Here is a 23,585-nt window from a genome sequence, read left to right on the forward strand (position 1 = left end):
CGACGGAGCGTGGACTAGAAGCGGCCGGGAGAGACCGAACGGCGCGAGTGGTATACATTAGTTATATTAGTCGCTAATACAACGGGTACCCATGGCGTTCAGCGACGATCTGCTCGACGCGGGCGCGGAGATATGGGCCGCACAGCTCGACCATCCGTTCGTCACGGAACTGGCCGCGGGCGACCTCGATCCGGTCGCGTTCCGGCGGTGGCTCGAACAGGACTACCGGTACCTGTTCGACTACGCGCGGACCTACGCCGTGGCGGGCGCGAAGGCGCGAGACGAATCGGCGATGGCGACGCTCTTGGGCGGGGCCGACGCCGTGCTCTCCGAGGAGCTCGACCTCCACCGGTCGTTCGCGGCGAAGTACGGCGTGAGCGAGGCCGACCTCGCGGAGACTGAAAAGACGCCGACCTGCGAGGCGTACACGAGCTTCCTCGTCCGCACGGCTCACGAGCGGCCGGTCCCGGTCGCCGTCGCGGCGCTGTTCCCGTGCATGCAGGGGTACCTCGACGTCGCCGAACACATGGCCGAGATCGCGGAGGGCGACAACCGGTACACGCCGTTCATCGAGACGTACACGAGCGAGGCGTTCCGGGCGGAGACGGCGGCCCTGCGCGATCTGGTCGACGACCGCGCGGCCGCCCGGCCCGGCTACCGCGACGAGATGCGGGAGGCGTTCCTGACGAGCGCCCGCCTCGAACTGGCCTTCTGGGAGATGGCGTACGCCGACGAGGGGTGGGCGGCGTGAGCGACCGCCTCACCGCGACGCTCCGCGACGGGGTCGAAGACGAGTGGCGTGCGGCGACCGACCACCGGTTCACCCGCGAATTGGGAGCCGGAACCCTCGACGGCGACGCGTTCGCGCGATACGTCGTACAGGATTACGCGGTCGTCGAGGAGCTGACCGCGGCGTTCGCCGTCGCGCTCGCAGACGCGCCGTCGGCCGACGCGCGCCGCCGCTACGTCGCGTTCCTCGACACGCTCACCGACGCCGAAAACGACTTTTTCGAGCGCGCGTTCGACGCGCACGACGTTCCGGAGCGAGACCGGACCGACCCGGACCTCGCGGAGCCGACCGCGGCGTTCCGTGACCTGCTCGGCCGCGCCCGCCGCGAGGGGGGATACGCCGAGACGCTGGCCGTGCTCGTGCCCGCGGAGTGGGTCTACCTCGCGTGGGCGAGCCGAGAGGCGACCGACCGACCGGCCGACCCGCTGTTCGACGAGTGGATCGAACTGCACGCCGCGCCGCCGTTCGCGTCGTTCGTCGACTTCCTGCGTTCGGAGCTCGACCGCGTCGGGGCGTCGCTGTCCCCGCGGCGGCGCGAGCGGGTCGCCGAGCTGTTCGATCGAACCGTCTCGCTCGAAGTCGCGTTCTTCGACGCCGCGTACGCGACGGAGGAGATCTGATGGTCTCGACCGAGCTCGCGCTGGCGGTCACCGTCGTCGCGCTGGGAGCGTTCACCGTAGCGGGCGTGCTCCACGCCCGCGGGCGCGTTCGCACGCTCGACGATTACGTCACTGCGCGGTCGACGACCGGTCCGGCGGCCACGACGGCCACCCTCGTCGCTAGCGTGATGGGCGCGTGGATCCTGCTTGCCCCCGCAGAGGCCGGTGCCGCGTTCGGCGGCCTCCCCGCGGTGCTCGGCTACGCAATCGGGAGCGCGGTGCCGTTCCTGCTTTTCGTCCCCGTCGGCCTGCGCGTCCGGAAGCTGCTCCCCGAGGGCCACTCGCTGACGGAGTTCGCGCTCGCGCGGTACGGGCGCTCGATGTACGCGCTCGTGGTCGCCGTCTCGATCTTCTACATGTCCGTGTTCCTCGCCGCCGAGCTGACCGGCGTGGCGGCCGCGCTCTCGCTCGTCGCCGAGGTGCCACAGGCGTACACTGCGGCGCTTATCGGCGGGTTCGTCCTGCTGTACACTGCGTACGGCGGCCTCGTCGCCAGCGTGTTCACGGACACGCTTCAGGCGATCGTGATCTTGCCGCTTCTGGCGGTGAGCTTCGCCGGAGCGGTCCTCGCGCTCGGCGGGGCGGGGTCGCTCCACGCCGCAGCGACGTCGGCCGACCCGACGCTTCTCGACCCGACGTTCGGACCGGGCGTCGCCTTCGGCGTGTACGTCGCGTTCGCGGTGCTCGGCGCGAACATGCTGAATCAGGGCGTGTGGCAGCGCGTGTACGCCGCGCGCGACGACGAGTCGGTTCGCCGCGGGTTCGTCGTGGCGGCGGTGGCCGTGATCCCGCTGGTGTTGCTCGCGGGGCTGTTCGGGATCGCCTCCGCGGCGCTCGGGCTCACCGCCGACGGCGGCGCGTCGGTCGCCTTCTTCCTCCTCGTGGTCGAGGCGTTCCCGGAGTGGGTGGCGCTGTCCGTCGTCGTCCTCGCGGTGCTTCTCGTCGCCAGCTCCGCCGACACGATGTGTAACGCCATCGCGAGCCTCGTCACCGTCGACCTCGCGCGGGTGGTCGACGCCGAGGGGCGAACGCTCGGTCGCGCCGGTCGCCTGCTCACCGCGCTCGTCGCGGTCGGCGCGGCCGTCGTCGGCGCGCAGGGGTACAGCGTGCTCGCGCTGTTCCTCACCGCGGACCTCGTCGCGGCGGCCGTCTTCGTCCCGTTCCTCGCCGGCCTCTGGTCGACGAGCCTCTCGGACCGCGGCGCGGTCGCCGCCAGCCTCGTCGGGCTGGCGGTCGGCATCGCGTACTTTCCGCAGTTCGCCCCGGCGCTCGCGGCGCTCCCGATTCCGACGCCGACCCCGTCGTTCCTCGTCTCGTTCGCCGGCGCGACGATCGTCTCAACTGCCGCCACCGCGGTCGCTCACGTCGTCGGCGGCGAACAGGCCGATCTCGGAACCCTCGGCGCGGAGATCCGACGACTCGATAGCCCGATGACCGACGGGGGCGTGGTCGCGGAGAGCGGCGACGGCGACGTGACCGCTGAGGGCGGCGACGAGAGAGGCACCAGACCCACCGACGGCGACGACGCGGCCGAGCGGACCGACGGGGGTGTGGAGGCGTGACGCCGCCCGTGCTCGCAACGCTCGGACCGACCGCGTTCGCCGCGCTCGTGTGGGGGTCGCTCGCGCTCGTCGCGGTCGTGTTCGGGTACGTGGTGACAGCGTACGCGCGGGAGGCGCTGGGGGCTGTCGGCGTCGACGACGGCGGGAGAAGATAACCGAATTCGGTTTCCTCACCCGCCGATCGAACCAGATATTTAAGCGATCCCAGCGGGTTCGTGTGAACATGAACGGGCCGCTCGCGGACGACTTCGGACGGGAGGTGACAGGGGTGCGGATCTCGCTTACCGACCGGTGTAACTTCGACTGCGTCTACTGTCACAACGAGGGGCTCGGCGACACGCGCGGCCCGATGGAGCCGAGCGAATCGGAGATGAGCGCGGACGACGTGGTTCGATTCCTGGAGGTCGTCGAGGGGTACGGCGTCGACTCCGTGAAGTTCACCGGCGGCGAGCCGATGTTGCGACAGGATCTAGAGGAGATAATCGAGCGCACGCCGGAGTCGATGGAGGTGTCGATGACGACCAACGGGACGTTCCTGCCGGGGCGCGCCGCGGACCTGAAGGCGGCCGGACTCGACCGGGTGAACGTCTCGCAGGACGCGCTCGACCCCGACGACTTCGCCGAGGTGACGAAATCGGGCGCGTACGAGCAGGTGTTAGAAGGCGTGAAAGCCGCCGTCGACGCCGGACTCGACCCCGTAAAGCTCAACATGGTCGTGTTCTCGCACACCGCGGGCTACGTCGAGGAGATGGTCGAGCACGTCGCCGACAACGAGGGACTCCAGCTCCAGCTCATCGAGTACATGCCGGAGCTGACGGGCAAGCCCGAGTGGAACATCGACATCGGGCGCGTCCACGACTGGCTCGCGGCGGAGGCCGACCGCGTCGAGCACCGCGAGATGCACGACCGCAAGCGGTACTTCGTCGGCGAGGACGCTGATGGAGCGGGCGGCGGCATGGTCGAGATCGTCGACCCCGTCGAAAACGAGGAGTTCTGTGCGAACTGCGGCCGCGTGCGCGTCACGCACGAGGGGTACCTGAAGGGGTGTCTCAACCGCAACGACGACCTCCGGTCGATGGGCGAGATGACCCGCGAGGAGATAGCCGAGACGTTCGAGGCGGTCGTCGCGAACCGCGTCCCCTACTACGGCGAGTACCTGATAGAGAACGACGACGGCGAGTACGAGATCAACGACGCGTACCTCGGGACGCCGCCCGCGGCGGACTGACGTCGCGCCGTCCGCGGCGGGCTGCCCGTGTCCGAGGTCGCCGGCGAGTCGTTCCGTTCCGCGCCTTTTAATCCCGTGAGCGGCCAAGTGCGCCCATGTCCCAGCCGCGCGTCCCCGGTGGCGATGAGAACACGCTGGAGCTGCCGTGCGGAGAGACGATCGGCGTCGGCGATCTGGATCTCGGGATGCGCGAGTTCGCGTGCGACTGCGGCGAGACGCACGCGGTCGTGATGGACGTCCACCCCCCGGAGCGCTTCCTCCCCGACTTCCTCGTCGACGTGCTCCGCGAGGCGATCGAGACGACGAGCGAAGAGATGCCGGAGTTCGACACGCCGCACCTGCTCGGCGTCGTGTTAGAGGAGTTTCCCGACCGGGTCGTCGCGCACGACGCGACCGAGAACGCCGACGTCGGCTACGCGATGGCGTGGGTGACGGCGTTCGACTCTCGTCGACTCCACGAGATCGTCGTCGAACTCGTTGTCGAACTGATGGAACACGCCGTGAGCCACGCCGACGACGACGAGGCGCTGTCGGCGTTCGAAGCGGAGATGGTCGAGTTCGACGTGAGCGAGTTCGTCGACCAATACCGCGCCGAGCGTGACCTCGAAGCAGAGGACCCGTACGCCTGACGATCCCGTCCGCTGACGCGGCCGACATCGGACGAAACGCGTGTGAACCGCCGTCTCAGCGGGCGTGTCAGACAGTTGTCCGACTCGTGTCTCACTGAACCCTATATGCACCGGGACCGTACGTAAGACGTATGAGCACCGGTGAATTCGACCGGTACGAGCGCATCCGCGACGTGCTCGCCGACGCCGACGAGCCGCTCACGGCGCGGGAGATCCTCGCGCTCGTGGAGGAGCGCGACGGCATCGACAGTCCACACCGCGTTGCGACCGTGCTGGGGCGGCGAGCCGAACGCGGGGAAGTAGAGGTCATCGCTGACCGACCGTACCGCTACGCGCTCGACGCGTGATGCGACCGCGGCCGCTCGCGGCGTCACGCCACGACGCGTGTGTCGCATCGCCGCAATATGACACACCATACCTTGCGAAAATCGCAAACTGATTGCGAGATTCGTATTCTATCGTCGGCCTTATTACGATGAACGTATTCCGTCCGCTCAATGAGCGAGGACCGGACCATACTGCTCATCGGTAGCGGACCGATACAGATTGGACAGGCGGCGGAGTTCGACTACTCCGGAGCGCAGGCGTGCCGCGCGCTTCAGGAGGAGGGCGCGCGCGTCGTCTTGGTGAACTCGAATCCGGCGACTATCATGACCGACCCGGATACGGCGGACCGGGTCTACATCGAGCCGATCACGCCGGAGGCGATAGCGGAGGTCATCCGGATCGAAGAGCCCGATGGCGTCATCGCCGGGCTCGGCGGACAGACCGGGCTGAACGTCACCGCCGAACTCGCCGAGCAGGGCATTCTCGAAGAGCACGACGTGGATGTGATGGGGACGCCGCTCGACACAATCTACGCGACGGAGGACCGCGACCTGTTCCGCCAGCGGATGGAGAACATCGGCCAGCCGGTACCCAAGTCGACGACCATCTCGCTCGGTGAGGACGAGTCGGTCACGGACTTCGACGAGGCGGCGTTCCGCGAGCGCGTCAGGGACGCCGTCGATTCGGTCGGCGGGCTTCCCGTCATCTCGCGGACGACGTACACGCTCGGCGGCTCCGGCTCCGGCGTCGTCGAGGAGTTCGACGAGCTGGTCGAGCGCGTCCGCAAGGGGCTGCGGCTCTCGCGCAACAGCGAGGTGCTCATCACCGAGTCCATCGCGGGCTGGGTCGAACTGGAGTACGAGGTGATGCGGGACGCCGACGACTCCTGTATCATCATCTGCAACATGGAGAACATCGACCCGATGGGGATCCACACCGGCGAGTCGACGGTCGTGACCCCCTCGCAGGTGATCCCGGACGACGGCCACCAGGAGATGCGCGACGCAGCGCTCGGCGTCATCCGCGAACTTGGGATCCAGGGCGGCTGTAACATCCAGTTCGCGTGGCACGACGACGGTACTCCCGGCGGCGAGTACCGCGTCGTCGAGGTGAACCCGCGCGTCTCCCGGTCCTCGGCGCTCGCCTCGAAGGCGACCGGCTACCCGATCGCCCGCGTGACCGCGAAGGTCGCCTTGGGCAAGCGGCTCCACGAGATCGAAAACGAGATCACCGGCGAGACGACGGCCGCCTTCGAACCCGCGATCGACTACGTGGTGACGAAGGTGCCGCGCTGGCCGATCGACAAGTTTGACGATGTGGACTTCGAGCTCGGGACGGCGATGAAGTCGACGGGCGAGGCGATGTCCATCGGACGGACGTTCGAGGAGAGCATGGTGAAGGCGCTCCGCTCGTCGGAGTACGACCCGGCCGTCGACTTCGGCGAAGTGGCAGACGCCGAGCTGGAGTCGGCGTACCTCGAACGCCCGAGCCCCGACCGGCCGTACGCGATGTTCGAGGCGTTCGATCGCGGCTACAGCGTCGACGACGTGATCGACCTGACTGGGATCCACCGCTGGTACGTCGAGCGCTTCGAGAAGATCGCCGACGGGACGGCCGCGGCCGCGGAGGGCGACTTCACCGAGGCCGCCATGGTCGGCCGGACGGACGCCGAGATCGCGGCGACCGCGACCGCCGGCGGCGTCGAGGCGGACGTGAGCGACGTGGAGACACAGGTGCCGGACCGGACGTACAAGCAGGTCGACACCTGCGCCGGCGAGTTCGAGGCGTCCACGCCGTACTACTACTCCGCACGGCTCCCCGAATTCATCCAGGACGCAGACACCGCGGGCGCGGCCGACGAGGTCCGCGTCGACCCCGACGTCGAGAGCGTCGTGGTCGTCGGCGGCGGCCCGATCCGCATCGGGCAAGGCGTCGAGTTCGACTACTGCGCGGTCCACGCGGTCCGCGCGCTCCGCGAACTCGGCATCGACGCGCACGTCATCAACAACAACCCCGAGACGGTCTCGACGGACTACGACACCTCCGACGGGCTGTTCTTCGAACCCATCTCTGCTGAGGAGGTCGCAGACGTGATAGAGACGACCGGCGCGGACGGTGTGATGGTCCAGTTCGGCGGGCAGACCTCCGTGAACGTGGGCGAACCGCTCAAAGCGGAGATCGACCGCCGCGGGCTCGACTGCAAGGTGCTGGGCACGAGCGTTGAGGCGATGGATCTGGCGGAAGACCGGGACCGCTTCAACGTCCTGATGGACGAGATTGGCGTCGCCCAGCCGGAAGGAGGAACCGCCACGAGCGAGGCCGAAGCGCTCGATTTGGCCCACCAGATCGGCTACCCCGTCCTCGTCCGTCCCTCCTACGTGCTCGGCGGCCGCGCGATGCGGGTCGTCGACAACGACGCGGAACTCGAAGAGTACATCGAGGAGGCGGTCCGGGTCTCGCCCGACAAGCCGATCTTGGTCGACCAGTTCCTCGCCGACGCGGTCGAACTGGACGTCGACGCCGTCGCGGACGGTGAAGACGTACTGATCGGCGGCGTGATGGAACACGTCGAGAGCGCCGGTGTCCACTCCGGCGACTCCGCCTGTATGATCCCGCCCCGCTCGCTCGACGACGACACCCTCTCGCGTGTTCGCGAGGTGACGGAGGACATCGCCCGCGCGCTCGACACCGTCGGGCTGCTCAACGTCCAGCTCGCCGTCACGAGCGTCCACGACGACGACACAGAAAGCGAGGTGTTCGTGCTGGAGGCGAACCCACGCTCCTCGCGGACGGTCCCGTTCGTCTCGAAGGCGACGGGCGTCCCGATCGCGAAGCTCGCGGCGAAGGTGATGACGGACGGTGTCTCGCTCGCCGACCTCGACGCGGCAGAGCAGATCCCGGAGCACCTGAGCGTGAAGGAGGTTGTCCTCCCGTTCGACCGCCTGCCGGGGTCGGACCCGCGGCTCGGCCCGGAGATGAAATCGACCGGCGAGGTCATGGGCACCGCCCGGTCGTTCGGAAAGGCGTACGACAAGGCGCAGGACGCGACGAGCAAGCCGATCCCCGAGTCCGGCACCGCCGTCGTCGACCTGTCGGCCGAGGAGTTCCCCGATCCCGACACGGAGGCGGGCGAGGCGCTCGTCGAAGGGTACGCAGAGCACTTCCAGTTGAGCGAGGCGACGGACCTGATCGAGGCCGCGAAACACGGCGAGATCGACCTCATCGTCTCGCGCCAGCGCGAGCTGCTGGAAACAGCCGTCGAAGAGGAGATAACGTACTTCTCGACGTACGCCTCCGCGCAGGCGGCGCTCGAAGCGATCGAGCACGCGGACGACGACATCGACGTGATGGCCGTCTCAGACCGGCCGAAGCGCGTCGAGAAGTGGGGCGCGACCGAGTGAGCGGCCGAAGCTGATTATAACGCTTCGAGCGTCGCCCGGTCGACCTCGGTCGCCGGCATCGACTCGCCGCCGTACTCGGCGACGAAGGACTCGGCGTCTGCGTCCTCGCTGAACGGGACTAGATCCGGCCCCATCGCGCCGACGATCTCGCTCCGCGCGACGATCGTGAGAGCCGTGGCCCGCGCGAACGCGTCCGCGTCGGTGTGCGACGAGAGCATCGTGTCTGACCCCTCCTCGTACACCTCGTAGTCGACGGTCGAGTAGTCGGTGAGGAACGTGGCGAGCGGCGTTCGACCGTTGTCTTCGGCGTCGAACCGGTAGGTGTACGTGCAGGTGCCGCTGCAGAACTGGGCGGGGCGGCCGCCCTCGGGCTCGTCGTCCTCGAAGTGGACCTGACCGACCGTCCCCGGGTGGTCGGCGATGATCATCCCGCACTGGTCACAGGCCTGATCGTCGGCGATCGAGACGGGCGTGATCGACTCGCTCGTCTCGTTCGAGCCGCCGAGACACCCGGCCGCCGCCGTCGCGAGGCCGCCGCCGATCCCGGCCAGCGCGCGGCGGCGCGACACTGTCGTTCGGATCCCGTTCGACCGCTGCGGTTCCGGTGGTGAGGCGTCGTGGTCTGTCACGTACACGAGTAGGGATACGTCGGTCTTAGACCCTCGGGAGCCGTTCAGCGACCCGTTCGAGGAACAAACCAAACCGGCTAAACGGACGGAGGACGAACGGTTCCGCAATCAGTGTTCGATCCATACCGCGATCGGTCCGGACGCGCGCTCGCGGCACTCCTCCTGTTCGCGCTCGCGACCGCGGTCGCGACGGGCGCGGCGTTCGCCGCGGACCCGAGCGACGCCGCGCCGTCGCCGGTGGCGTACGACGACGTCGTCGAACTGGGGCTCTCGAGCGAGACAGACGCGCTCATGGCGGGCGACGCGACGCTTCCACGGGTGCAAGTGTTCTACTCGCAGCTGCAGTACGTCGTCGGCTACAACGGCGTCGAGTCGTTTGCGTCGGCGCTCGCAGCCGACCGCACCGAGCGGCAGTTCGGCTACCCGATCGCGGCATACGTCGAGACGTTCGATTCGAGCCGCCCGGGCGTCACCGACGAGGGGCTGTTCGCCGCCGAGCTCGCCGGGGAGTGGACGCCCGCGTCCGAGGCGGTCTACGTCGTCGGCAGCGAGGCGCGCTCGCCGGCAGGCGAAACCGTGGTGCCGTTTCGCGACCGTGACGCCGCGGCGGCCTTCGTCGACGACCACGGCGGAACCGTGATCGGGTGGGAGACGCTTCGGAGCCGCTCGTTCGACACGGACACCGCGGCGGTCGTGCGGGAGACGGCACCGCGACGCTGGGGCGAAGCCGACCGGCGGATCGCGGCCGCGGCGCGCCGGAGCGACCGTCCGGTCTCGGTCGTCGTCGGCGAGGACGCACCCACGATACAGGCCGCGGTCGACGCCGCTCCGGCGGACACGACCGTCGTCGTTCCGCCCGGAACCTACGATGAGACGGTTGCTATCACGAAGTCGGTGACGGTGTCGGGCGGCGGGACGGGCGGCGACGGCGGGTCGCAGAGTGAGGCGACACGGCTTCGCGGCGACGGGAACGGGTCGGTCCTCACCGTTCGTGCGCCGAACGTCTCTATCACCGGACTGCGGATTTCGGGTACCGGAACGCAGACGCGGGACCCGGAGGCCGCGAGCCGCCCGCCCGAGGAGGGCGAGGCGTGGGACACGAACATCCGGCTCGGGTACGGGCACGGCGACGCAGGAGTGAAAGCGGTCGCCGCCCCGGGGCTCTTTATCGACGACGTGACCGTCGACACCGAGGCCAGCGGACTGCTCCTCCGCGAGGAGTCCGACACCGTGGTCCGCAGGCTCCGCGTCGACGGGACCGAGGCGTGGCAGGACGGATTCATGGGTATCGTCGGAATGCAGTCGCGCGTGACGGTGACCGACAGCGCGTTCGTCGGCGGGCGCGACGGGGTGTACCTCCACCGCGCTGACGGGTCGATCGTCCGAAACTCCTCGTTCGCCGGCAACCGGTACGGGACACATCTGATGTACACGGGCGAGACGCTCATCGCCGACAACGCGTTCCGGAACGAGACGTTCGGCGGGATCACGGTGATGACGCGTCCGGCGGGCAACGCCATCGTCGGCAACGACGTGCGGGACTCCAGCGCGGGGATACAGGCCTCGGGAACGCGCACGTACGTCGGGTACAACACCCTCGCCGGCAACGACCTTGGGTTCTCGACGAGCGCGCGCGGGTCGCTGTACGAGCACAACGTGGCCGCGAACAACGCGCTCGGCGCGCGCGCGACGACCGTCGTTCCGTCGAGCCGAGTCGTCGCGAACGACTTCGTCGGCAACGACGTCCACGCCGACGCCGGACCGGGCGCGCTCCGCGTCTGGGCCGACGACGACCGCGGCAACTACTGGGAGGGGGCGGGCGTGAGCGCCGAACTCGGCCTCGCCGCGCCCGGCGAGCGGGCCTACCGGCCGACCGCGCCGGTCGACGCCGCGCTCGCCCGCGAGCCGGCGGCGATCCTCGCGAGCGAGTCCCCAGCGGCCACCCTCCTCGATCGGCTCCGCGGGACGGTTCCAGGGGCCCGCACGGGCGGTATCCTCGACCCCGCGCCGTCTCCCGAACCGCACGCTCCCGACCGGGTCGCGAGCGCGACGGACCCAGACGGTGACCCCGTCCACGGCGACTGGCGGGGACGCTCCGACAACGCGACCGCGGCGACAGACGACGCGACCGCGGAGGTGGTCGCGTGAGCGACGACGTCGACGAGGACGCGCTCGCTGCGATGTCCGACGTCTCCCGGAGCTACGGCGGCGTCACGGTGCTCGGTGACGTTTCGCTGTCCGTCTCGCCCGGCGTCACCGCGGTCGTCGGGCCGAACGGTTCCGGGAAGTCGACGCTTCTCGGCATACTCGCCGGCGTGACCGAGCCGACGACCGGGGAGGTCAGCCACGGCGGCGCAGACGCGCGCAAACCGATCGGCTATCTTCCGCAGCGCGTGCCGTTCCGCGACGGGTTCACCGCACGGGAGACGCTCGCATTCTACGGGCGACTCGTCGACGCCGACCCGGACGCCGCGCTCGAACGAGTCGGGCTCGCCGACGCCGCCGGCAAGCGCGTCGAGTCGCTGTCAGGTGGAATGCGCCGCCTGCTCGGAATCGCACAGGCGCTCCTCGGCGATCCGCCCGTCGCGGTGCTCGATGAGCCCGCGAGCGGTCTCGACCCGACGATGCGCGAGCGAGCGTTCCGGACCGCCACCGAGCGCGCGCCCGAGGGGACCGCCGTGGTGATCAGCTCTCACAATCTCGAACTCGTCGAGGCGCACGCGGACCACCTCGTCGTCCTCGACCGTGGCCGCGTCGCCGCAGCCGGCCCGCTCGATCGGCTGCGTGTCGACTACGACGCCGAGAGCGTCGACGAACTGTACCGCGCCGCGACCGGACGGGAGGGGGAGACCGAAGCGGAGTCGGCCGCCTCTGTCGACGGGGACGAACGCGAGACGGACGACTCCGTCCATGTGACGGGGGTGTCCGACCGATGACGGGAGCCAAGCGCGATCGGATCGGTCTCGGGGTCCGGCTGCGCGGGGTCGACACCGTGTTCCGGCGCGAGTTGGCCACAGTGGCGCGAACACCGGGATACGCCGCACTTGCCGTCGGTCTCGGTATCGCGCTGTTCGGATTGGTCGCCGTCGGCGGCGGCGGCGCGACCGGATTCGTCCCGGCGATTGTCGACCTGCTCTTACCGGTCGAGGCGCTCGTGCCCGCGGCCGCGGTCGTGCTCGGGTACCGCGCGCTGCTCGCTGACGGGGCCACAGGCGAGCTCGCGGTGATCCGGACGTATCCGGTCGGCGTCGCGAGCTACGTCACCGGCGTGTTGCTGGCGCGGTTCGTCGCGCTCGCGGTCGTGGTCGGCGGTCCCGCGGCGCTCGTCGGCGTGTACGTCGGCCTGACGGCGGCCCCCGACACCGGCATCTTCGCCACGCACGCCGGCGTCGACTCGCCGTTCTTGTACGTGCGGTTCCTCGCGTTCGTGCTCGGACTCGGCGCGGCGTACCTGTCGGTCGCGGCGGCCGTCTCCGCGGTCGCGTCGAGCCGCCGGAGCGCGATCGCGCTCGGCGCGCTCGTGCTCGGCGGCGGGGTTCTCGGCGGCGATCTCGCTCTCTTGGAGTCTCTTTCCGCCGGAACCGCGGCCGCGGCGACGCCGGATCTGCTCGCGCTGACGCCGAACGGCGCCTTCCGCGGACTCGTCTTCGAACATGTGATCGGGGTGGCCTTCCAGCCCGAGACCGACTTCGTTCCGACCGGGCGAGCGCTCGCGTCGCTCGCTGGGTGGACGCTCGCCGGCGCGGTCGGCGGCGGCGCGTCGCTCGCGCTTGCTCGACACGTCGACGCGGCGATAGAACGGGTCCGCTCCGGCGAGTGAGGCAAGTCAGTCGTCGGACGGATCGTCCGTCTCGGAGCGTGTCTCAGCCGTTTCCGGAACCGACCCCGGCGCGTGCGCGTACACCGCGTACAACACGATCGCCGACACCAGGAAGTCGAGGCTGTGTTCGACGAAGTGGTGGACCAGCATCGGGACGACGCCGAGCACGGTGCCCGCACCGACGACGGAGCGAGCCAAGAGCGCGCCGACGGCAAGGCTTATCAGCCGGTACTGCAGTGACCGCCGCCGGCGATACGCCAGCAGGCTCACGAGAAAGAGGAGGCCCGTTCCGACGCCCGCGACGGCGACGACGACGAGCAGGGGAAGCGATCCCTCTACGCCCCAGCTACCGGCCGTCGACGACGCCGCAATCGGACTCACGCGTGACTACGGATTACGCCGCGATGGATAAGAAGCCACGCCTCGTGAGCCTCGCGGCCGCCTCGGACCGGGCCGGTCTCGCGAACGGAGAACGCGCGGACGCCTTTTATTCGGGCGACCGGTAGCGTCGACGACAACCGATGCCGGACACCAGAGCCCGGGTCCGCGAACACGTCCGCGAGACCCCCGGCGTACACTTCAACCGAGTGAGCCGCGACCTCGAGATCGCAACCGGACAGGCGCAGTATCACCTGCGGCGGCTGGTCGGCGACGGCGAGGTCACGGCCGACCGGATCGCCGGACAGACGCACTACTTCGACCCGCAGTTCGACCCGTGGGAGCGGGCGGTGATCGCGTTCCTCCGGCGCGAGACCGCCCGCGGTATCATCGTCCGCCTTCACGCAGACGGGCCGGCGCGCCCGGTCGATCTGGCGGACGACCTCGGTCTGGCGCGCAGCACGGTGTCGTGGCACGTCTCGAACCTGACAGAGCGCGGCGTCGTCGAGAAGTCGACCGACCACCCGATGACACTCTCTCTCTCGCGGCCCGAACGGACGGCCGACCTGCTCGATGCGGTGTCGCCGTCGCTCCCGGACCGGATCGTCGACCGGTTCGTTCGTACCGTGGACAGCCTGTTCGAGTGACGGTCACGTCGGGCTACAGCTCGCCGGCTTCGGCCAGTTTCCGGACCTCTCGCGCGCGCTCGCGGATCGCCGCCCACTCCGCGTCGTCTTTGTCGTCGACGTGCGAGTACATCAGCCCCATGCGCCCGGTGCCGCGAAGCGTCTCCTCGTGGTCGGCGAGAAACTCCCAGTAGAGCGCGTTGAACGGGCAGGCCCCCTCGCCGGTCGTTCGGGAGACGGCGTACGGACAGTCGGCGCAGTGGTCGCTCATCCGGTTCACGTAGCTTCCGGAGGCGGCGTACGGCTTCGAGGAGAGGAGATCGGTGCCGAACGACCCCATTCCGACGACGTTCGGCGTCGTCACCCAGTGGTAGGCGTCGACAAACCCGAGGTGGAACCACTCGTTGAGCGCGGCCGGCCGGGTCCCGTAGAGCAGCGCGAAGTTCGACAACACCATCAGCCGTTCGATGTGGTGGGCGTAGCCGTGCTCGCGGACGTGGCCCACCGCCGCGGAGAGACACCGCATCTCCGTCTCGCCGTCCCAGTATGCGGGCGGGAGGTCCCGCGTCTGGTCCAGCCGGTTCGCCGTCGCCAGTCCGGGCATCGCCTCGCGGTAGACGTGACGGACGAACTCGCGCCAGCCGAGCACCTGCCGAATGAACCCCTCCGCCGCGTTGAGCGGGACGGGCGGGAGGTCGGCGTCGATCGTCGACCCGTCGTCCCCGTCGATGCTCGCGCCGTCGGCGGCGAAGTCGTCGAGCGAGGTCGCGGCGGCCCCACCGCCGCGCCCGTGCGCCGCGCGGTCGTACGCGCCAGGCTCGACGCCGCGCGCCTCGTAGGCCGCCTCGACGGCGCGGACGGGCTCGCGCGGGTCGAGCAGCCCGAGGTTGATCGCGGGCGAGAGCAGCGAATGCGCGAGGAACGGCTCGCCGCCGACCATGGCGTCCTGGTACCGGCCGAACGCGGGGAGTCCCTCGCGGACGAACGCGTTGAGCGCCCGTTCGGCCTCCTCGCGCGTGACGGGCCACGCGAAGCCGGGTCCGTCGTCGGTCCCGTCGAGCGACTCGGCTCCCCATGTGTCGAACCGATCCACAACCCACGCGTGGGTCTCGCGGGTCAGCTCGTCGGGCTCGAACCGTGGCCGTTCCGGCGGGGTCCAGTCGTCCGGCGGCGTCTCCCGGTTCAGGTCGTCGTAGTTCCACTCGCCGCCGACCGGGTCGTCGCCGTCCATCAGCACGCCAGTCTCGCGGCGGACGTGTCGGTACCACCCCTCCTGTCGGTACGTGCGGGTCGCGGTGCCGTCGTCGGTAATCGTAGTCTTGCCCGCATCCGACTCCCGCCGGTCGTCAGCCCACGCCCGCCACGCTGCCGGCGTCGTCCAGAACAGTTCGTTGTCGAGGAGGGTCAGAGTCGCACCGCGCTCGCAGACCAGTTCGCGGAGCCGCTCGCCCGCCCCGTGGCTCGCAGGACGCATGAGCCGGAGGTCGGCGTCGGCGGTGTCTCCCGGACCGCCCCCGTCCCGGTCGGCGAGGAACGCATCGAGACCCTCGCCGAACGACTCGGCGCGGACGTATCGGACGTCGTGTCCGCGGTCGCGGAGATCGTCGCGGAAGTGGCGCATCGCCGAGAAGACGAGCGTCAGCTTGTGCGCGTGGTACGGCTTCCGGTCGGCGAACCCGTGGGCTTCGATCAGGAGGACCTCGTCCGCGTCGACGAGCGCGTCGAGGTCGCGGTTGAGCTGGTCGCCGAGCAGCCACAGCGTCGTCCGGTCGCTCACGCGCCGGCTACGGGCGGGGGAGACATAGCTTTCGGGGGCGACCCGTTGAGTCGAGGCTCTCGTCGCCGCGGGCGTCGACGTGGTCTCGGTCGCCGGCGAGCGCACGCTTTTGTCGCCGGCGACTCTTGTGTGTCCATGCCACGAACTGCAGTCGTCGCGGGTGTCGGTCCGGGACTCGGAGAGTCGATCGCGCGTCGCTTCCACGAGGAGGGGTGTCGCGTCGCACTGCTTTCGCGTTCGACCGACCACACCGAATCGGTCGCGGCGGACCTCGGCGAGCGCGCGCTGACCGTCGCGGCTGACGTGACCGACCCGGACGCGGTCGACGCCGCCTTCGAGACGGTTCGAGACGCGTTCGGCCCGATCGACGCGCTCGTCTTCAACGCCAGCGGTGGGGCGTGGAAGGGCGTCCGCGACATCTCGCTTTCGGAGTTCGAGCACGCGCTCGGCGTTTCTGCGACCGGCGCGCTGTGCTGCGTACAGGCGGCTATCGACGACATGCTCGACGGAGACGGCGGAACGGTCATCTTCACCGGCGCGACCTCCTCGGTCCGGGGACGCGGCGGAGCCGCCGGATTCAGCGCTGGCAAGTTCGCCGCTCGCGGGCTCGCGGAGTCGATGGCCCGGGAACTCGGTCCTGAGGGGATCCACGTCGCTCACACCGTGATCGACGGGCAGATAGCCCCGCCGTCAGGAACGGACGACCCCGAGTCGTTCCTCGATCCCGACGCGATCGCGGACGCCTACTGGACCCTCGTCACCCAAGACCGCTCGGCGTGGACGCTGGAACTGGATCTCAGACCGCACGTCGAAGAGTTTTGAGCCGGGACCGCGGCGGCCGACCCGGTCCCGCGACGGCCGACGGTCCCGGCCCCGTCCGGTTCGGTGGCAGCCCCGCATCGGAGGGGAGCGGAGGCGACCGCCGATATTCCGTATCGGGGAGGGCGTAGAGACGACCGGCAACATCCCGCGTTTTTATGCCGCGTCACGGAGAGTCGGTCGCATGGACAACGTCCTCACGAACTGGCTGCTCGGCCTGATCGCCGCCCTCCTCGCCGTGCTGGTGCTCGCGACGACCGGCCCGGAGTTCCTGTTTCCGCTCGCCCCGGTCGCGAACGTCCTCGCGCTCGTCACCTTCCTCGCCTTTGTCATTCTCACCGGGGCGTTCCTCGTCTACACGGCGTCGTTCCGGAACCGGTGAGCCGGACCGGGCTGCAAGACGCCAGACGCGAGCGGTGAAGCCTCCCGCCCGGGTGCATTTTTGTGCCGGGCCGTCGTGGCCCGCGTATGGAGTACACGACGCTCGGGAACACGGGCGTGACCGTCTCGAAAATCTGTCTCGGCTGCATGAGCTTCGGCGACCCCGACTGGCGCGAGTGGGTCCTAGACGAGGAGGCGGGTCGCGAACTGATCGACCGGGCGATCGAACTCGGGGTGACGTTCTTCGACACCGCGAACATGTACTCGAACGGTGCCTCAGAGCGCGTCCTCGGCGACGCGCTCACGGAGTACGACCGCGATCAGTTCACCGTCGCCACGAAGGGGTACTTCCAGATGGACGAGTCGAACCCGAACTCGGGCGGGCTCTCGCGGAAGGCCATCGAGCAAGAGCTCGCGAACAGCCTCGATAGGCTCGGGATGGACACCATCGACCTGTACCAGATCCACCGCTGGGACTACGACACCCCGATCGACGAGACGCTCGCGGCGCTCGACGACGCGGTCCGTCGCGGAGATATTCGATATCCGGGTGCCTCCTCGATGTGGGCTCACCAGTTCGCCGAGTCGCTGCGCGTGAGCGAGCGCGAGGGGTACGAGCGGTTCGCCACGATGCAGAACCACTACAACCTCGCGTACCGCGAGGAGGAGCGTGAGATGCTTCCGCTGTGTGACAAAGAGGACGTCGGCGTGATGCCGTGGAGCCCGCTCGCGCGCGGCTACCTCACCCGACCGCACGAGGACGTCGACGCCACGCTGCGCGGCGAGACGGAAGAACATCTCTACGAGCACCCCTACCGCGAGGGCGGCGGGCCGGCCGTCAACGAACGGGTCGCCGAACTGGCCGACGAGAAGGGCGTGAAGATGGCGCAGATCGGACTCGCGTGGCTGTTCCACAAAGACCGCGTCGACACGCCCATCGTCGGGACCACGAGCGTCGAACACCTCGAAGACGCCGTCGAGGCGCTCGACATCGACCTGTCCACGTCGGACATGGACTGGCTGGAAGAGCCGTACGAGCCGGTTCGGGTGTCCGGACACGAGTGAGGGATGCGATCGCCGTCGGCGCGGCCGTCGCAACTGTCGGTGTCCCCGGCGGTATCGTCGCGGCCGTTCGCGTCGCCGGCATCAATATTGTATGCGGTGTTTTAGGGGGTATATAGGCAAGCCATATGTCGTGTGAGACATCCACACGCACGTATGAGCGATGGCACAGACCACACGCCCGTCCGGTCGAGCACCGAGTACGCCCGCACGCGGACGCGGTGCCCGAACTGCGGCGACCACGTACCGGCCGTCGGTCGCGACACGGAGACGACCGAGTGTCCGAACTGCCAGACGCCGGTCCGAGCCTGAACGCGGATCCGGGGTGACTCCGGCCGCTTTCGTCGAGAGGCGCGCGGAGCCCGGAGCGACAACCCTTTTCGGCCGGGGAATCGAACCCTCTCGCATGGCAGACGACGACGCCGAAGACGCCGAGACCGGCGACGAACAGGGCGACGCCACGAGTCAGGACGCTGACGCCGGCGACGGAGAAGAAAAGTCCTTTCGCGAGCGCGTCGAGGAGATCCGCGAGCGACGCGAACAGGAGCGCGAGGAGGGCGACCGTCCCAGTCCCGAGGAGATGATGGGCGGCGGTGGCGGCGGCCCGCCGGGCATGGGCGGCGGCGGTGGCGGCAACCCCTTCGCGCAGATGATGTCCGGGATGATGGGCGGCGGCGGTCCCGGCGGCGCGGGCGGTCCGCCCGGCATGGGCGGCGGGCCGGGCGGCCGCGGCGAGGAGGGGGGCGACCAGGCCGGCAACGAGGAGCTCGTTCGCGAGGTTCGCCAGCTCCGCGACGAGGTCCGCGACGCGACGCGACAGCTTCAGCGCATCGCCCAGGCGCTCGAAGACGACTGAGCTACGGAAGCGACGTGACGACCGGCCGCGTTCAGCCGAGTCGCTCGTCGAGGATCAACCGGGTCTTCGTAGATTTGACCTCGTCCATCTCTCGTGTGTGGGAGATCAGTTCGTTGACGGCGCGCGTGTCCACGGCGTCGACGACGAGGACGATGTCGTCTTCGCCGGAGACCTGCCAGACAAAATCGACCTCTTCCCAGTCGACCATCCGATCGCTGACCGCGGCGGTATCGACGTTCATCTCCACCGAGATCTCGATCATCGCCTTCACGTTTCCCGTCCGAGTGGTGACGGTGAACCGCTCTATGATCCCCTCGTCAGTCATGCGATCGACGCGATTGCGCACGGTTCCCTCCGAGGTACCCACCTGATCGGCGATCTCCGTGTACGGCGTTCGCGCGTCCCGGCGCAGGATTGAGAGGATCCGGCGGTCGAGGTCGTCCATACGTCACACACTTTCGCCGGTGACTTACTCGTTACGAATATCGTAACAGAGCTTCGAACGACGCATTTATTAGCCTATACACGTACGTATCTCGTAATGTCGGACGCCTATATCGCGCTGGCTGACGGACGCGTGCTCGAAGCGCGCGCTCGTGCGCCGGGGCGCACCCGTGGCGAACTTGTGTTTACGACCGCGTACACAGGCTACGAGGAGTCGCTCACCGACCCCTCCTACGCCGAGCAAGTCCTCACGTTCTCGTACCCGTTGATCGGAAACTACGGCGTCCGAACCGAGCGGTTCGAGTCGGAGTCGGTCCAGCCTCGCGCGGCGGTCGCACGCGAGTTGACCGACGACGTCGCCGACTGGCTCGCCGAGGAAGGCGTCCCGGCGATCGACCACCTCGACACCCGCGAGATCGTCACCACGGTCCGCGAGGAGGGCGCGATGGCCTGCGGCATCGCCGCCGGACCGGACGCGACCCCCGAAGACGCGGTCGAGGAGATGGAAGCGTGCAAGCCGATGAGCGACCACGTCGACATCGGCGCGCAGGTGTCCGTCTCCGAGCCGACCGTCACCGAGGGCGGCGGCGAGGCCGACGTCGCGCTGCTCGACTGCGGCGCAAAGGGCTCTATCATCTCGTCTCTCACGGAGCGCGGAGCCGACGTTCACGTCCTCCCGTACGACGCGACCCCTGCGGACGTGGCCGCGGTCGACCCGGACGTGTTGTTCGTTTCGAACGGCCCCGGCGACCCAGAGAACTTCGTCGCCGCACAGGAGGTCGTCGACGAGTTCGCGGGTGAACTGCCGATGGCCGGCATCTGTCTCGGTCAGCAGGTGATAACGAGCGCGCTCGGCGGGTCTACCGAGAAGATGGCGTTCGGCCACCGCGGCGTCAACCAGCCGGTCAAGGACCTCCGCACCGACAAGGTCGTGATGACGACACAGAACCACGGCTACACCGTCGACGACACGGGGCCGCTCGACGTGACACAAGTGAACGTCAACGACGACACGGTCGAGGGGCTCGACAACGAGGAACTGGATATTATCACCCGTCAGTACCACCCCGAAGCGAACCCCGGCCCGCACGACTCGCTCGGCTTCTTCGACGAGGTCATGGATCTCGCCGAGTCCACGCCGCACGTCACGGCCGACTAAAACGCGGGCTCGACCGGCGACGTTTTGACTCCTCCGTGCCGAGTGACTCGCATGCCTCCGACGGTCCTACTCACCAACGACGACGGCATCGATGCCGTCGGGCTCCGTGCGCTCTCGGACGCGCTCGACGCGTTCGACGTGACGGTCGTCGCGCCCGCGACCAACCAGTCCGGCGTCGGGGGCGCGCGCTCGTGGTGGGACGCGACGGTGGAGTACGAGGAGACAGAGACCGGCTACGCGGTCGAAGGCACGCCGGCCGACTGCGTCGCCGTCGCAGACGTCGCCCTCGATCTGGATCCGGACATCGTCGTCTCCGGCTGTAACCACGGACCAAACATCGGCGCGCACATCCTCGGACAGTCCGGGACGGTCGGGGCGGCGATGGAGGCGTCGTTCCTCGGGACGCCCGCGGTCGCGGTGTCGCTGTACGACCGCGGAAACCTCCCCGTGCCGCCGACGCTCGGGACCGATGCGTTTGCGCTCGCTGCAGAGGTCGTCTCCGACATCCTCGACGACGCGACGCGTTCCGGCGGCGACGTCGCGCTCCCTTTCGGCGCGGACGTGTTGAACGTCAACGTTCCGGCCGCCGACGACGAAGCCGCCGACCGGCCGACGTACCGGCTGACCGAACCCGCCCGCGGATTCGACGTGATCGAGTTCCGTCCCGGTGAGACGGAGGCCGGTGAGAGCGGATTCGACGAACGGCGCGGCGAGATGGGAATGGAACTTCGTGACCGGTTCTGGCGGGAGTTCCTCCGCGGCGACGTGCCCGACGACCCCGGATCGGATCGGCGCGCGGCCGTCGAGGGCGAAGTGAGTATCTCGCCGCTGTCGTCGTCACGGTCCGTCGCCACCGACCGAGCGGGCGACGTCGTCGCGATCCGCGGAGACGAGACCGCGCCGCCGGAGCGGCAGTCGGAGTAGTCTCCGAGTCACGCGTGCTGTCTCGCTGTCCGTCTGGTTCTCGTCGAGTGTAACCCGTCCCACCGCTACCTGCGTCTCGGGCGACGCGCTTCCCCGGTGAACTCCTTTGCGAGCCGACCGAGATACCACACCAACGCCAGTCCGAGAACCACACCGACGGCGAGCGCGACGACCAACTGTATGGGCGTCGCTCCCCACTGGAGGGCGATGAGCGGCGGTGACACCGCGACGAGAAGCAGAAAGCCGGCCTTGATCTTACGGTTCCCCGCCTCGCGCTCGGCGTCGGACATGGGACCTACCACACGTCCCACCCCGCCGTCCGAGTGGCGTCCGCGATTGCGCCCGCGTTCATGGTCGCACAACGGCGCGCGCGAGTATCAACCCGGCGGAGTGTCCCGCGGCCTCCGGGTGCCGCGGATCGACAGGCGACCGGACACGGCAGACTCGACGAACGAACTGGTCGCGGGCAATGTGATGAGACTCTACACAGAGTTCGATGAGACGCGTCGCCGGGGACAAGGCCGGTAGGACACGGACGGGTCCAAGCGGCGGTCGGCGGCTCGGTCGCTGGTCGGTCGAGCGGTGAAAAATGAGGAAGCTACAGCGCCGATACCGCGACCGATGGCGTCTGTGTCACTCGTCGCCGAACATCTGGCGCATCATCGGGTGCATCTCCATTAGCTGCTCCTCGGCGATCTCCTCGTACAGCTTGTACGTGATGGAGACCGCAAGCAGCAGACCGGTTCCGGAGACGCCGCCGATAGTGCCGAGCAGGTTCGCCATGACGGCGAGGAACCCGACCAGCGCACCGCCGATGACGGTCACCTGCGGGATGTATCGCTCCATGACCTTCTCTACGACCTGCGGATTCCGACGGAAGCCGGGGATCTGCATCCCCGAGCCCTGGATCTGCTGTGCGGTCGCTTCCGGGCCCATCCCGGTCGTTTCCACCCAGAAGATGGCGAAGATGGCTCCGCCCACGATCATGAAGGTTAGGTCGATCGCGAGCCGAACGGCAATCATCCACGGCTCGACGCTCGCCGGGATCTCGCCGAGGAACCACATCCACTCGCTCCGCGTCTGGATCGGGTTCAGGTAGTAGAACAGCCCGGATATGGGCTGGCCCTGCTGGCTGTACTGCCCGAGCCACGCCGGCATCCCCGCCCACTGCGAGGAGAGGATCTGTCCGAGGAACTGGATGTTCGCCTGCAGCGCACGAACGAGGATCATCGGCAGGACGGACGCGTAGATGAGCTTCACGGGGAAGCGTCCACGGGCACCCTTCACGCGGGCGTGTGACAGCGGAATCTCGACCCGAACCGACTCGGCGTACACGACGATTCCGAAGATGAAAAGCGTCGTGAACAGCGCGAGGATGTTACCCGGATCGAAGAGCAGATTCTGGAGTCCCTCGCTCGTGAACGGCGACAGCGTGCTCGGGTTGCCGCCGAAGATGAGCGAGTACCAGTTGGCGAAGAAGCCGTTTGCACCGAGCGCCGAGAAGCTGAAGAAGCCACCGACGATCTGCTGGCTGACCGCGGCGATAATGAACAGTCCGACGCCGGAGCCGACGCCCCACTTGCTCACGATCTCGTCCATGAACAGGATGAGGACACCGCCGGCGAAGATCTGTGCGAATATCAGCAGCTCAACGCCGAACACGCCGATGCCGAGCGACTGCGCGACGGCCGGATCCGCTGGGAGGAACTCTCCCGTGAAGACCATCGGCGCGGCAGTGAGCGCAGCGACGATGATCACCAGCAGCTTCTGGAGGCCCTGATACAGCACCTGGTCGCGTGGGTCGTCCGTGTCGAGTCCCAGCAGGTTTGCCCCGCCGAGAAGCTGTAAGACGATGGACGCCGTGACGATCGGACCGATACCGACCTGCAGCAGCGAGCCGGACGAACCGGCGAGCACTGACCGGAACTGTCCGAAGAAGTCAGACCCCTGCCCGACCGCCAACCCGAACGGGTTGATGTTGGTCAGGAAGAAGTAGACGATCAGGACACCTGCCGTCCATGTGAGCTTCCGTTTGAACGGGACGTGACCCGCCGGCCGCTCCACGACGGGCATCCGCGAGAGCACCGGTTCGGCGGCCTCCTTCCAGCTCATGA

At 68.7% G+C, this 23,585-nt stretch carries 25 protein-coding genes; 19 read left to right on the forward strand and 6 right to left on the reverse strand.

Annotation, left to right across the window (positions count from 1 at the left end):
* The first annotated feature begins 91 nt into the window (after positions 1–91).
* The 8 genes from tenA (at position 92) to carB (ending at position 8,596) form a co-directional block, all read left to right on the forward strand.
* The gene (tenA, locus tag EP28_RS06490) at positions 92–751 is read left to right on the forward strand and encodes a thiaminase II (RefSeq protein ID WP_049983189.1); all 660 of its coding nucleotides are present in this window, start codon (positions 92–94) and stop codon (positions 749–751) included.
* Positions 748–1,410, forward strand: a complete 663-nt coding sequence (locus EP28_RS06495; protein WP_230455267.1) for a TenA family protein — start codon at positions 748–750, stop codon at positions 1,408–1,410. The genes tenA and EP28_RS06495 overlap by 4 nt, the downstream gene beginning before the upstream one ends.
* Positions 1,410–3,011: a sodium:solute symporter family transporter gene (locus tag EP28_RS06500; protein ID WP_080506079.1), complete on the forward strand. Its 1,602-nt coding sequence runs from the start codon at positions 1,410–1,412 to the stop codon at positions 3,009–3,011. Before EP28_RS06495 ends, EP28_RS06500 begins: the two co-directional genes overlap by 1 nt.
* Before the next feature lie 8 nt (positions 3,012–3,019).
* On the forward strand, positions 3,020–3,166 hold the full coding sequence (locus EP28_RS14385) for a hypothetical protein (protein WP_196219625.1): 147 nt from the start codon (positions 3,020–3,022) through the stop codon (positions 3,164–3,166).
* Positions 3,167–3,234: 68 nt separating this feature from the next.
* Positions 3,235–4,239: a GTP 3',8-cyclase MoaA gene (gene moaA, locus EP28_RS06505; protein ID WP_049983190.1), complete on the forward strand. Its 1,005-nt coding sequence runs from the start codon at positions 3,235–3,237 to the stop codon at positions 4,237–4,239.
* Positions 4,240–4,334: 95 nt separating this feature from the next.
* The gene (locus EP28_RS06510) at positions 4,335–4,868 is read left to right on the forward strand and encodes a DUF5815 family protein (RefSeq protein ID WP_049983191.1); all 534 of its coding nucleotides are present in this window, start codon (positions 4,335–4,337) and stop codon (positions 4,866–4,868) included.
* Positions 4,869–4,999: 131 nt separating this feature from the next.
* On the forward strand, positions 5,000–5,215 hold the full coding sequence (locus EP28_RS06515; protein WP_049983192.1) for a hypothetical protein: 216 nt from the start codon (positions 5,000–5,002) through the stop codon (positions 5,213–5,215).
* 150 nt (positions 5,216–5,365) lie between these two features.
* Entirely contained in the window at positions 5,366–8,596 is a 3,231-nt protein-coding gene (gene carB / locus EP28_RS06520; RefSeq protein WP_049983193.1) for a carbamoyl-phosphate synthase large subunit, read from the forward strand.
* A 14-nt stretch (positions 8,597–8,610) separates the two neighbouring features.
* Here the strand turns inward: carB and EP28_RS06525 are convergent, their stop codons facing one another.
* The gene (locus EP28_RS06525; protein WP_230455268.1) at positions 8,611–9,225 is read right to left on the reverse strand and encodes a nitrous oxide reductase accessory protein NosL; all 615 of its coding nucleotides are present in this window, start codon (positions 9,223–9,225) and stop codon (positions 8,611–8,613) included.
* A gap of 111 nt (positions 9,226–9,336) precedes the next feature.
* On the opposite strand from EP28_RS06525, the gene EP28_RS06530 reads away from it, so the two are divergent.
* Genes EP28_RS06530 through EP28_RS06540 form a run of 3 tightly spaced genes read left to right on the forward strand, consistent with a single transcriptional unit; the run spans position 9,337 to position 13,045 of the window.
* On the forward strand, positions 9,337–11,373 hold the full coding sequence (locus EP28_RS06530; protein WP_049983194.1) for a NosD domain-containing protein: 2,037 nt from the start codon (positions 9,337–9,339) through the stop codon (positions 11,371–11,373).
* Between the two features lie 32 nt (positions 11,374–11,405).
* Positions 11,406–12,161: an ABC transporter ATP-binding protein gene (locus tag EP28_RS06535; protein ID WP_049983621.1), complete on the forward strand. Its 756-nt coding sequence runs from the start codon at positions 11,406–11,408 to the stop codon at positions 12,159–12,161.
* Complete coding sequence (locus EP28_RS06540; protein WP_049983195.1) at positions 12,158–13,045, forward strand: hypothetical protein; 888 nt, start codon at positions 12,158–12,160, stop codon at positions 13,043–13,045. The genes EP28_RS06535 and EP28_RS06540 overlap by 4 nt, the downstream gene beginning before the upstream one ends.
* A 6-nt stretch (positions 13,046–13,051) precedes the next feature.
* Here the strand turns inward: EP28_RS06540 and EP28_RS06545 are convergent, their stop codons facing one another.
* Positions 13,052–13,426, reverse strand: a complete 375-nt coding sequence (locus EP28_RS06545; protein ID WP_049983196.1) for a DUF7471 family protein — start codon at positions 13,424–13,426, stop codon at positions 13,052–13,054.
* A 140-nt stretch (positions 13,427–13,566) separates the two neighbouring features.
* On the opposite strand from EP28_RS06545, the gene EP28_RS06550 reads away from it, so the two are divergent.
* Complete coding sequence (locus EP28_RS06550; RefSeq protein WP_049983197.1) at positions 13,567–14,070, forward strand: winged helix-turn-helix transcriptional regulator; 504 nt, start codon at positions 13,567–13,569, stop codon at positions 14,068–14,070.
* 13 nt (positions 14,071–14,083) lie between these two features.
* Here the strand turns inward: EP28_RS06550 and EP28_RS06555 are convergent, their stop codons facing one another.
* Positions 14,084–15,826, reverse strand: a complete 1,743-nt coding sequence (locus EP28_RS06555; RefSeq protein ID WP_049983198.1) for a cryptochrome/photolyase family protein — start codon at positions 15,824–15,826, stop codon at positions 14,084–14,086.
* Positions 15,827–15,961: 135 nt separating this feature from the next.
* Between EP28_RS06555 and EP28_RS06560 the strand changes: the two genes are divergently transcribed.
* From EP28_RS06560 to EP28_RS06575, 5 genes are all read left to right on the forward strand, one after another.
* Positions 15,962–16,648 carry an SDR family NAD(P)-dependent oxidoreductase gene (locus tag EP28_RS06560; protein ID WP_049983199.1) on the forward strand — a complete coding sequence of 229 codons (687 nt, stop codon included), beginning with the start codon at positions 15,962–15,964 and terminating at the stop codon, positions 16,646–16,648.
* Between the two features lie 181 nt (positions 16,649–16,829).
* A complete protein-coding gene (locus EP28_RS06565; RefSeq protein WP_049983200.1) occupies positions 16,830–17,027 on the forward strand; it encodes a hypothetical protein in 198 nt (65 codons plus the stop codon).
* Between the two features lie 86 nt (positions 17,028–17,113).
* On the forward strand, positions 17,114–18,091 hold the full coding sequence (locus EP28_RS06570; protein WP_049983201.1) for an aldo/keto reductase: 978 nt from the start codon (positions 17,114–17,116) through the stop codon (positions 18,089–18,091).
* Between the two features lie 153 nt (positions 18,092–18,244).
* Positions 18,245–18,400 (forward strand): hypothetical protein, encoded by a 156-nt coding sequence (locus tag EP28_RS14390; protein ID WP_196219615.1) that lies wholly within the window; start codon positions 18,245–18,247, stop codon positions 18,398–18,400.
* Positions 18,401–18,494: 94 nt separating this feature from the next.
* Positions 18,495–18,944 carry a hypothetical protein gene (locus tag EP28_RS06575; RefSeq protein ID WP_049983202.1) on the forward strand — a complete coding sequence of 150 codons (450 nt, stop codon included), beginning with the start codon at positions 18,495–18,497 and terminating at the stop codon, positions 18,942–18,944.
* A gap of 31 nt (positions 18,945–18,975) precedes the next feature.
* On the opposite strand, the gene EP28_RS06580 is transcribed toward EP28_RS06575, so the two are convergent.
* Complete coding sequence (locus EP28_RS06580; protein ID WP_049983203.1) at positions 18,976–19,389, reverse strand: Lrp/AsnC family transcriptional regulator; 414 nt, start codon at positions 19,387–19,389, stop codon at positions 18,976–18,978.
* 96 nt (positions 19,390–19,485) lie between these two features.
* On the opposite strand from EP28_RS06580, the gene carA reads away from it, so the two are divergent.
* Both carA and surE read left to right on the forward strand, forming a co-directional pair.
* Positions 19,486–20,547: a glutamine-hydrolyzing carbamoyl-phosphate synthase small subunit gene (gene carA / locus EP28_RS06585; RefSeq protein WP_049983204.1), complete on the forward strand. Its 1,062-nt coding sequence runs from the start codon at positions 19,486–19,488 to the stop codon at positions 20,545–20,547.
* A 51-nt stretch (positions 20,548–20,598) separates the two neighbouring features.
* A complete protein-coding gene (gene surE / locus EP28_RS06590) occupies positions 20,599–21,471 on the forward strand; it encodes a 5'/3'-nucleotidase SurE (protein WP_049983205.1) in 873 nt (290 codons plus the stop codon).
* 65 nt (positions 21,472–21,536) lie between these two features.
* Here the strand turns inward: surE and EP28_RS06595 are convergent, their stop codons facing one another.
* Positions 21,537–21,761: a hypothetical protein gene (locus EP28_RS06595; protein WP_049983206.1), complete on the reverse strand. Its 225-nt coding sequence runs from the start codon at positions 21,759–21,761 to the stop codon at positions 21,537–21,539.
* Between the two features lie 343 nt (positions 21,762–22,104).
* Positions 22,105–23,583: a preprotein translocase subunit SecY gene (secY, locus tag EP28_RS06600; RefSeq protein ID WP_049983207.1), complete on the reverse strand. Its 1,479-nt coding sequence runs from the start codon at positions 23,581–23,583 to the stop codon at positions 22,105–22,107.
* Positions 23,584–23,585 lie beyond the last annotated feature (2 nt).

It is taken from the genome of Halorubrum sp. BV1 (assembly GCF_000746205.1).
Taxonomy (GTDB): Archaea; Halobacteriota; Halobacteria; order Halobacteriales; family Haloferacaceae; genus Halorubrum.

What these genes read in the sequence shown, in the direction of transcription:
- surE (WP_049983205.1), top strand. Translation starts at nt 20,599, where the DNA reads ATGCCTCCGACGGTCCTACTCACCAACGACGACGGCATCGATGCCGTC.
- EP28_RS06595 (WP_049983206.1), bottom strand. Translation starts at nt 21,761, where the DNA reads ATGTCCGACGCCGAGCGCGAGGCGGGGAACCGTAAGATCAAGGCCGGC.
- carB (WP_049983193.1), top strand. Translation starts at nt 5,366, where the DNA reads ATGAGCGAGGACCGGACCATACTGCTCATCGGTAGCGGACCGATACAG.
- EP28_RS06550 (WP_049983197.1), top strand. Translation starts at nt 13,567, where the DNA reads ATGCCGGACACCAGAGCCCGGGTCCGCGAACACGTCCGCGAGACCCCC.
- tenA (WP_049983189.1), top strand. Translation starts at nt 92, where the DNA reads ATGGCGTTCAGCGACGATCTGCTCGACGCGGGCGCGGAGATATGGGCC.
- EP28_RS06575 (WP_049983202.1), top strand. Translation starts at nt 18,495, where the DNA reads ATGGCAGACGACGACGCCGAAGACGCCGAGACCGGCGACGAACAGGGC.
- EP28_RS06580 (WP_049983203.1), bottom strand. Translation starts at nt 19,389, where the DNA reads ATGGACGACCTCGACCGCCGGATCCTCTCAATCCTGCGCCGGGACGCG.
- EP28_RS06500 (WP_080506079.1), top strand. Translation starts at nt 1,410, where the DNA reads ATGGTCTCGACCGAGCTCGCGCTGGCGGTCACCGTCGTCGCGCTGGGA.
- EP28_RS06540 (WP_049983195.1), top strand. Translation starts at nt 12,158, where the DNA reads ATGACGGGAGCCAAGCGCGATCGGATCGGTCTCGGGGTCCGGCTGCGC.
- secY (WP_049983207.1), bottom strand. Translation starts at nt 23,583, where the DNA reads ATGAGCTGGAAGGAGGCCGCCGAACCGGTGCTCTCGCGGATGCCCGTC.
- EP28_RS14390 (WP_196219615.1), top strand. Translation starts at nt 18,245, where the DNA reads ATGAGCGATGGCACAGACCACACGCCCGTCCGGTCGAGCACCGAGTAC.
- EP28_RS06535 (WP_049983621.1), top strand. Translation starts at nt 11,406, where the DNA reads ATGTCCGACGTCTCCCGGAGCTACGGCGGCGTCACGGTGCTCGGTGAC.
- EP28_RS06515 (WP_049983192.1), top strand. Translation starts at nt 5,000, where the DNA reads ATGAGCACCGGTGAATTCGACCGGTACGAGCGCATCCGCGACGTGCTC.
- EP28_RS06510 (WP_049983191.1), top strand. Translation starts at nt 4,335, where the DNA reads ATGTCCCAGCCGCGCGTCCCCGGTGGCGATGAGAACACGCTGGAGCTG.
- moaA (WP_049983190.1), top strand. Translation starts at nt 3,235, where the DNA reads ATGAACGGGCCGCTCGCGGACGACTTCGGACGGGAGGTGACAGGGGTG.
- EP28_RS06560 (WP_049983199.1), top strand. Translation starts at nt 15,962, where the DNA reads ATGCCACGAACTGCAGTCGTCGCGGGTGTCGGTCCGGGACTCGGAGAG.
- EP28_RS06565 (WP_049983200.1), top strand. Translation starts at nt 16,830, where the DNA reads ATGGACAACGTCCTCACGAACTGGCTGCTCGGCCTGATCGCCGCCCTC.
- carA (WP_049983204.1), top strand. Translation starts at nt 19,486, where the DNA reads ATGTCGGACGCCTATATCGCGCTGGCTGACGGACGCGTGCTCGAAGCG.
- EP28_RS06570 (WP_049983201.1), top strand. Translation starts at nt 17,114, where the DNA reads ATGGAGTACACGACGCTCGGGAACACGGGCGTGACCGTCTCGAAAATC.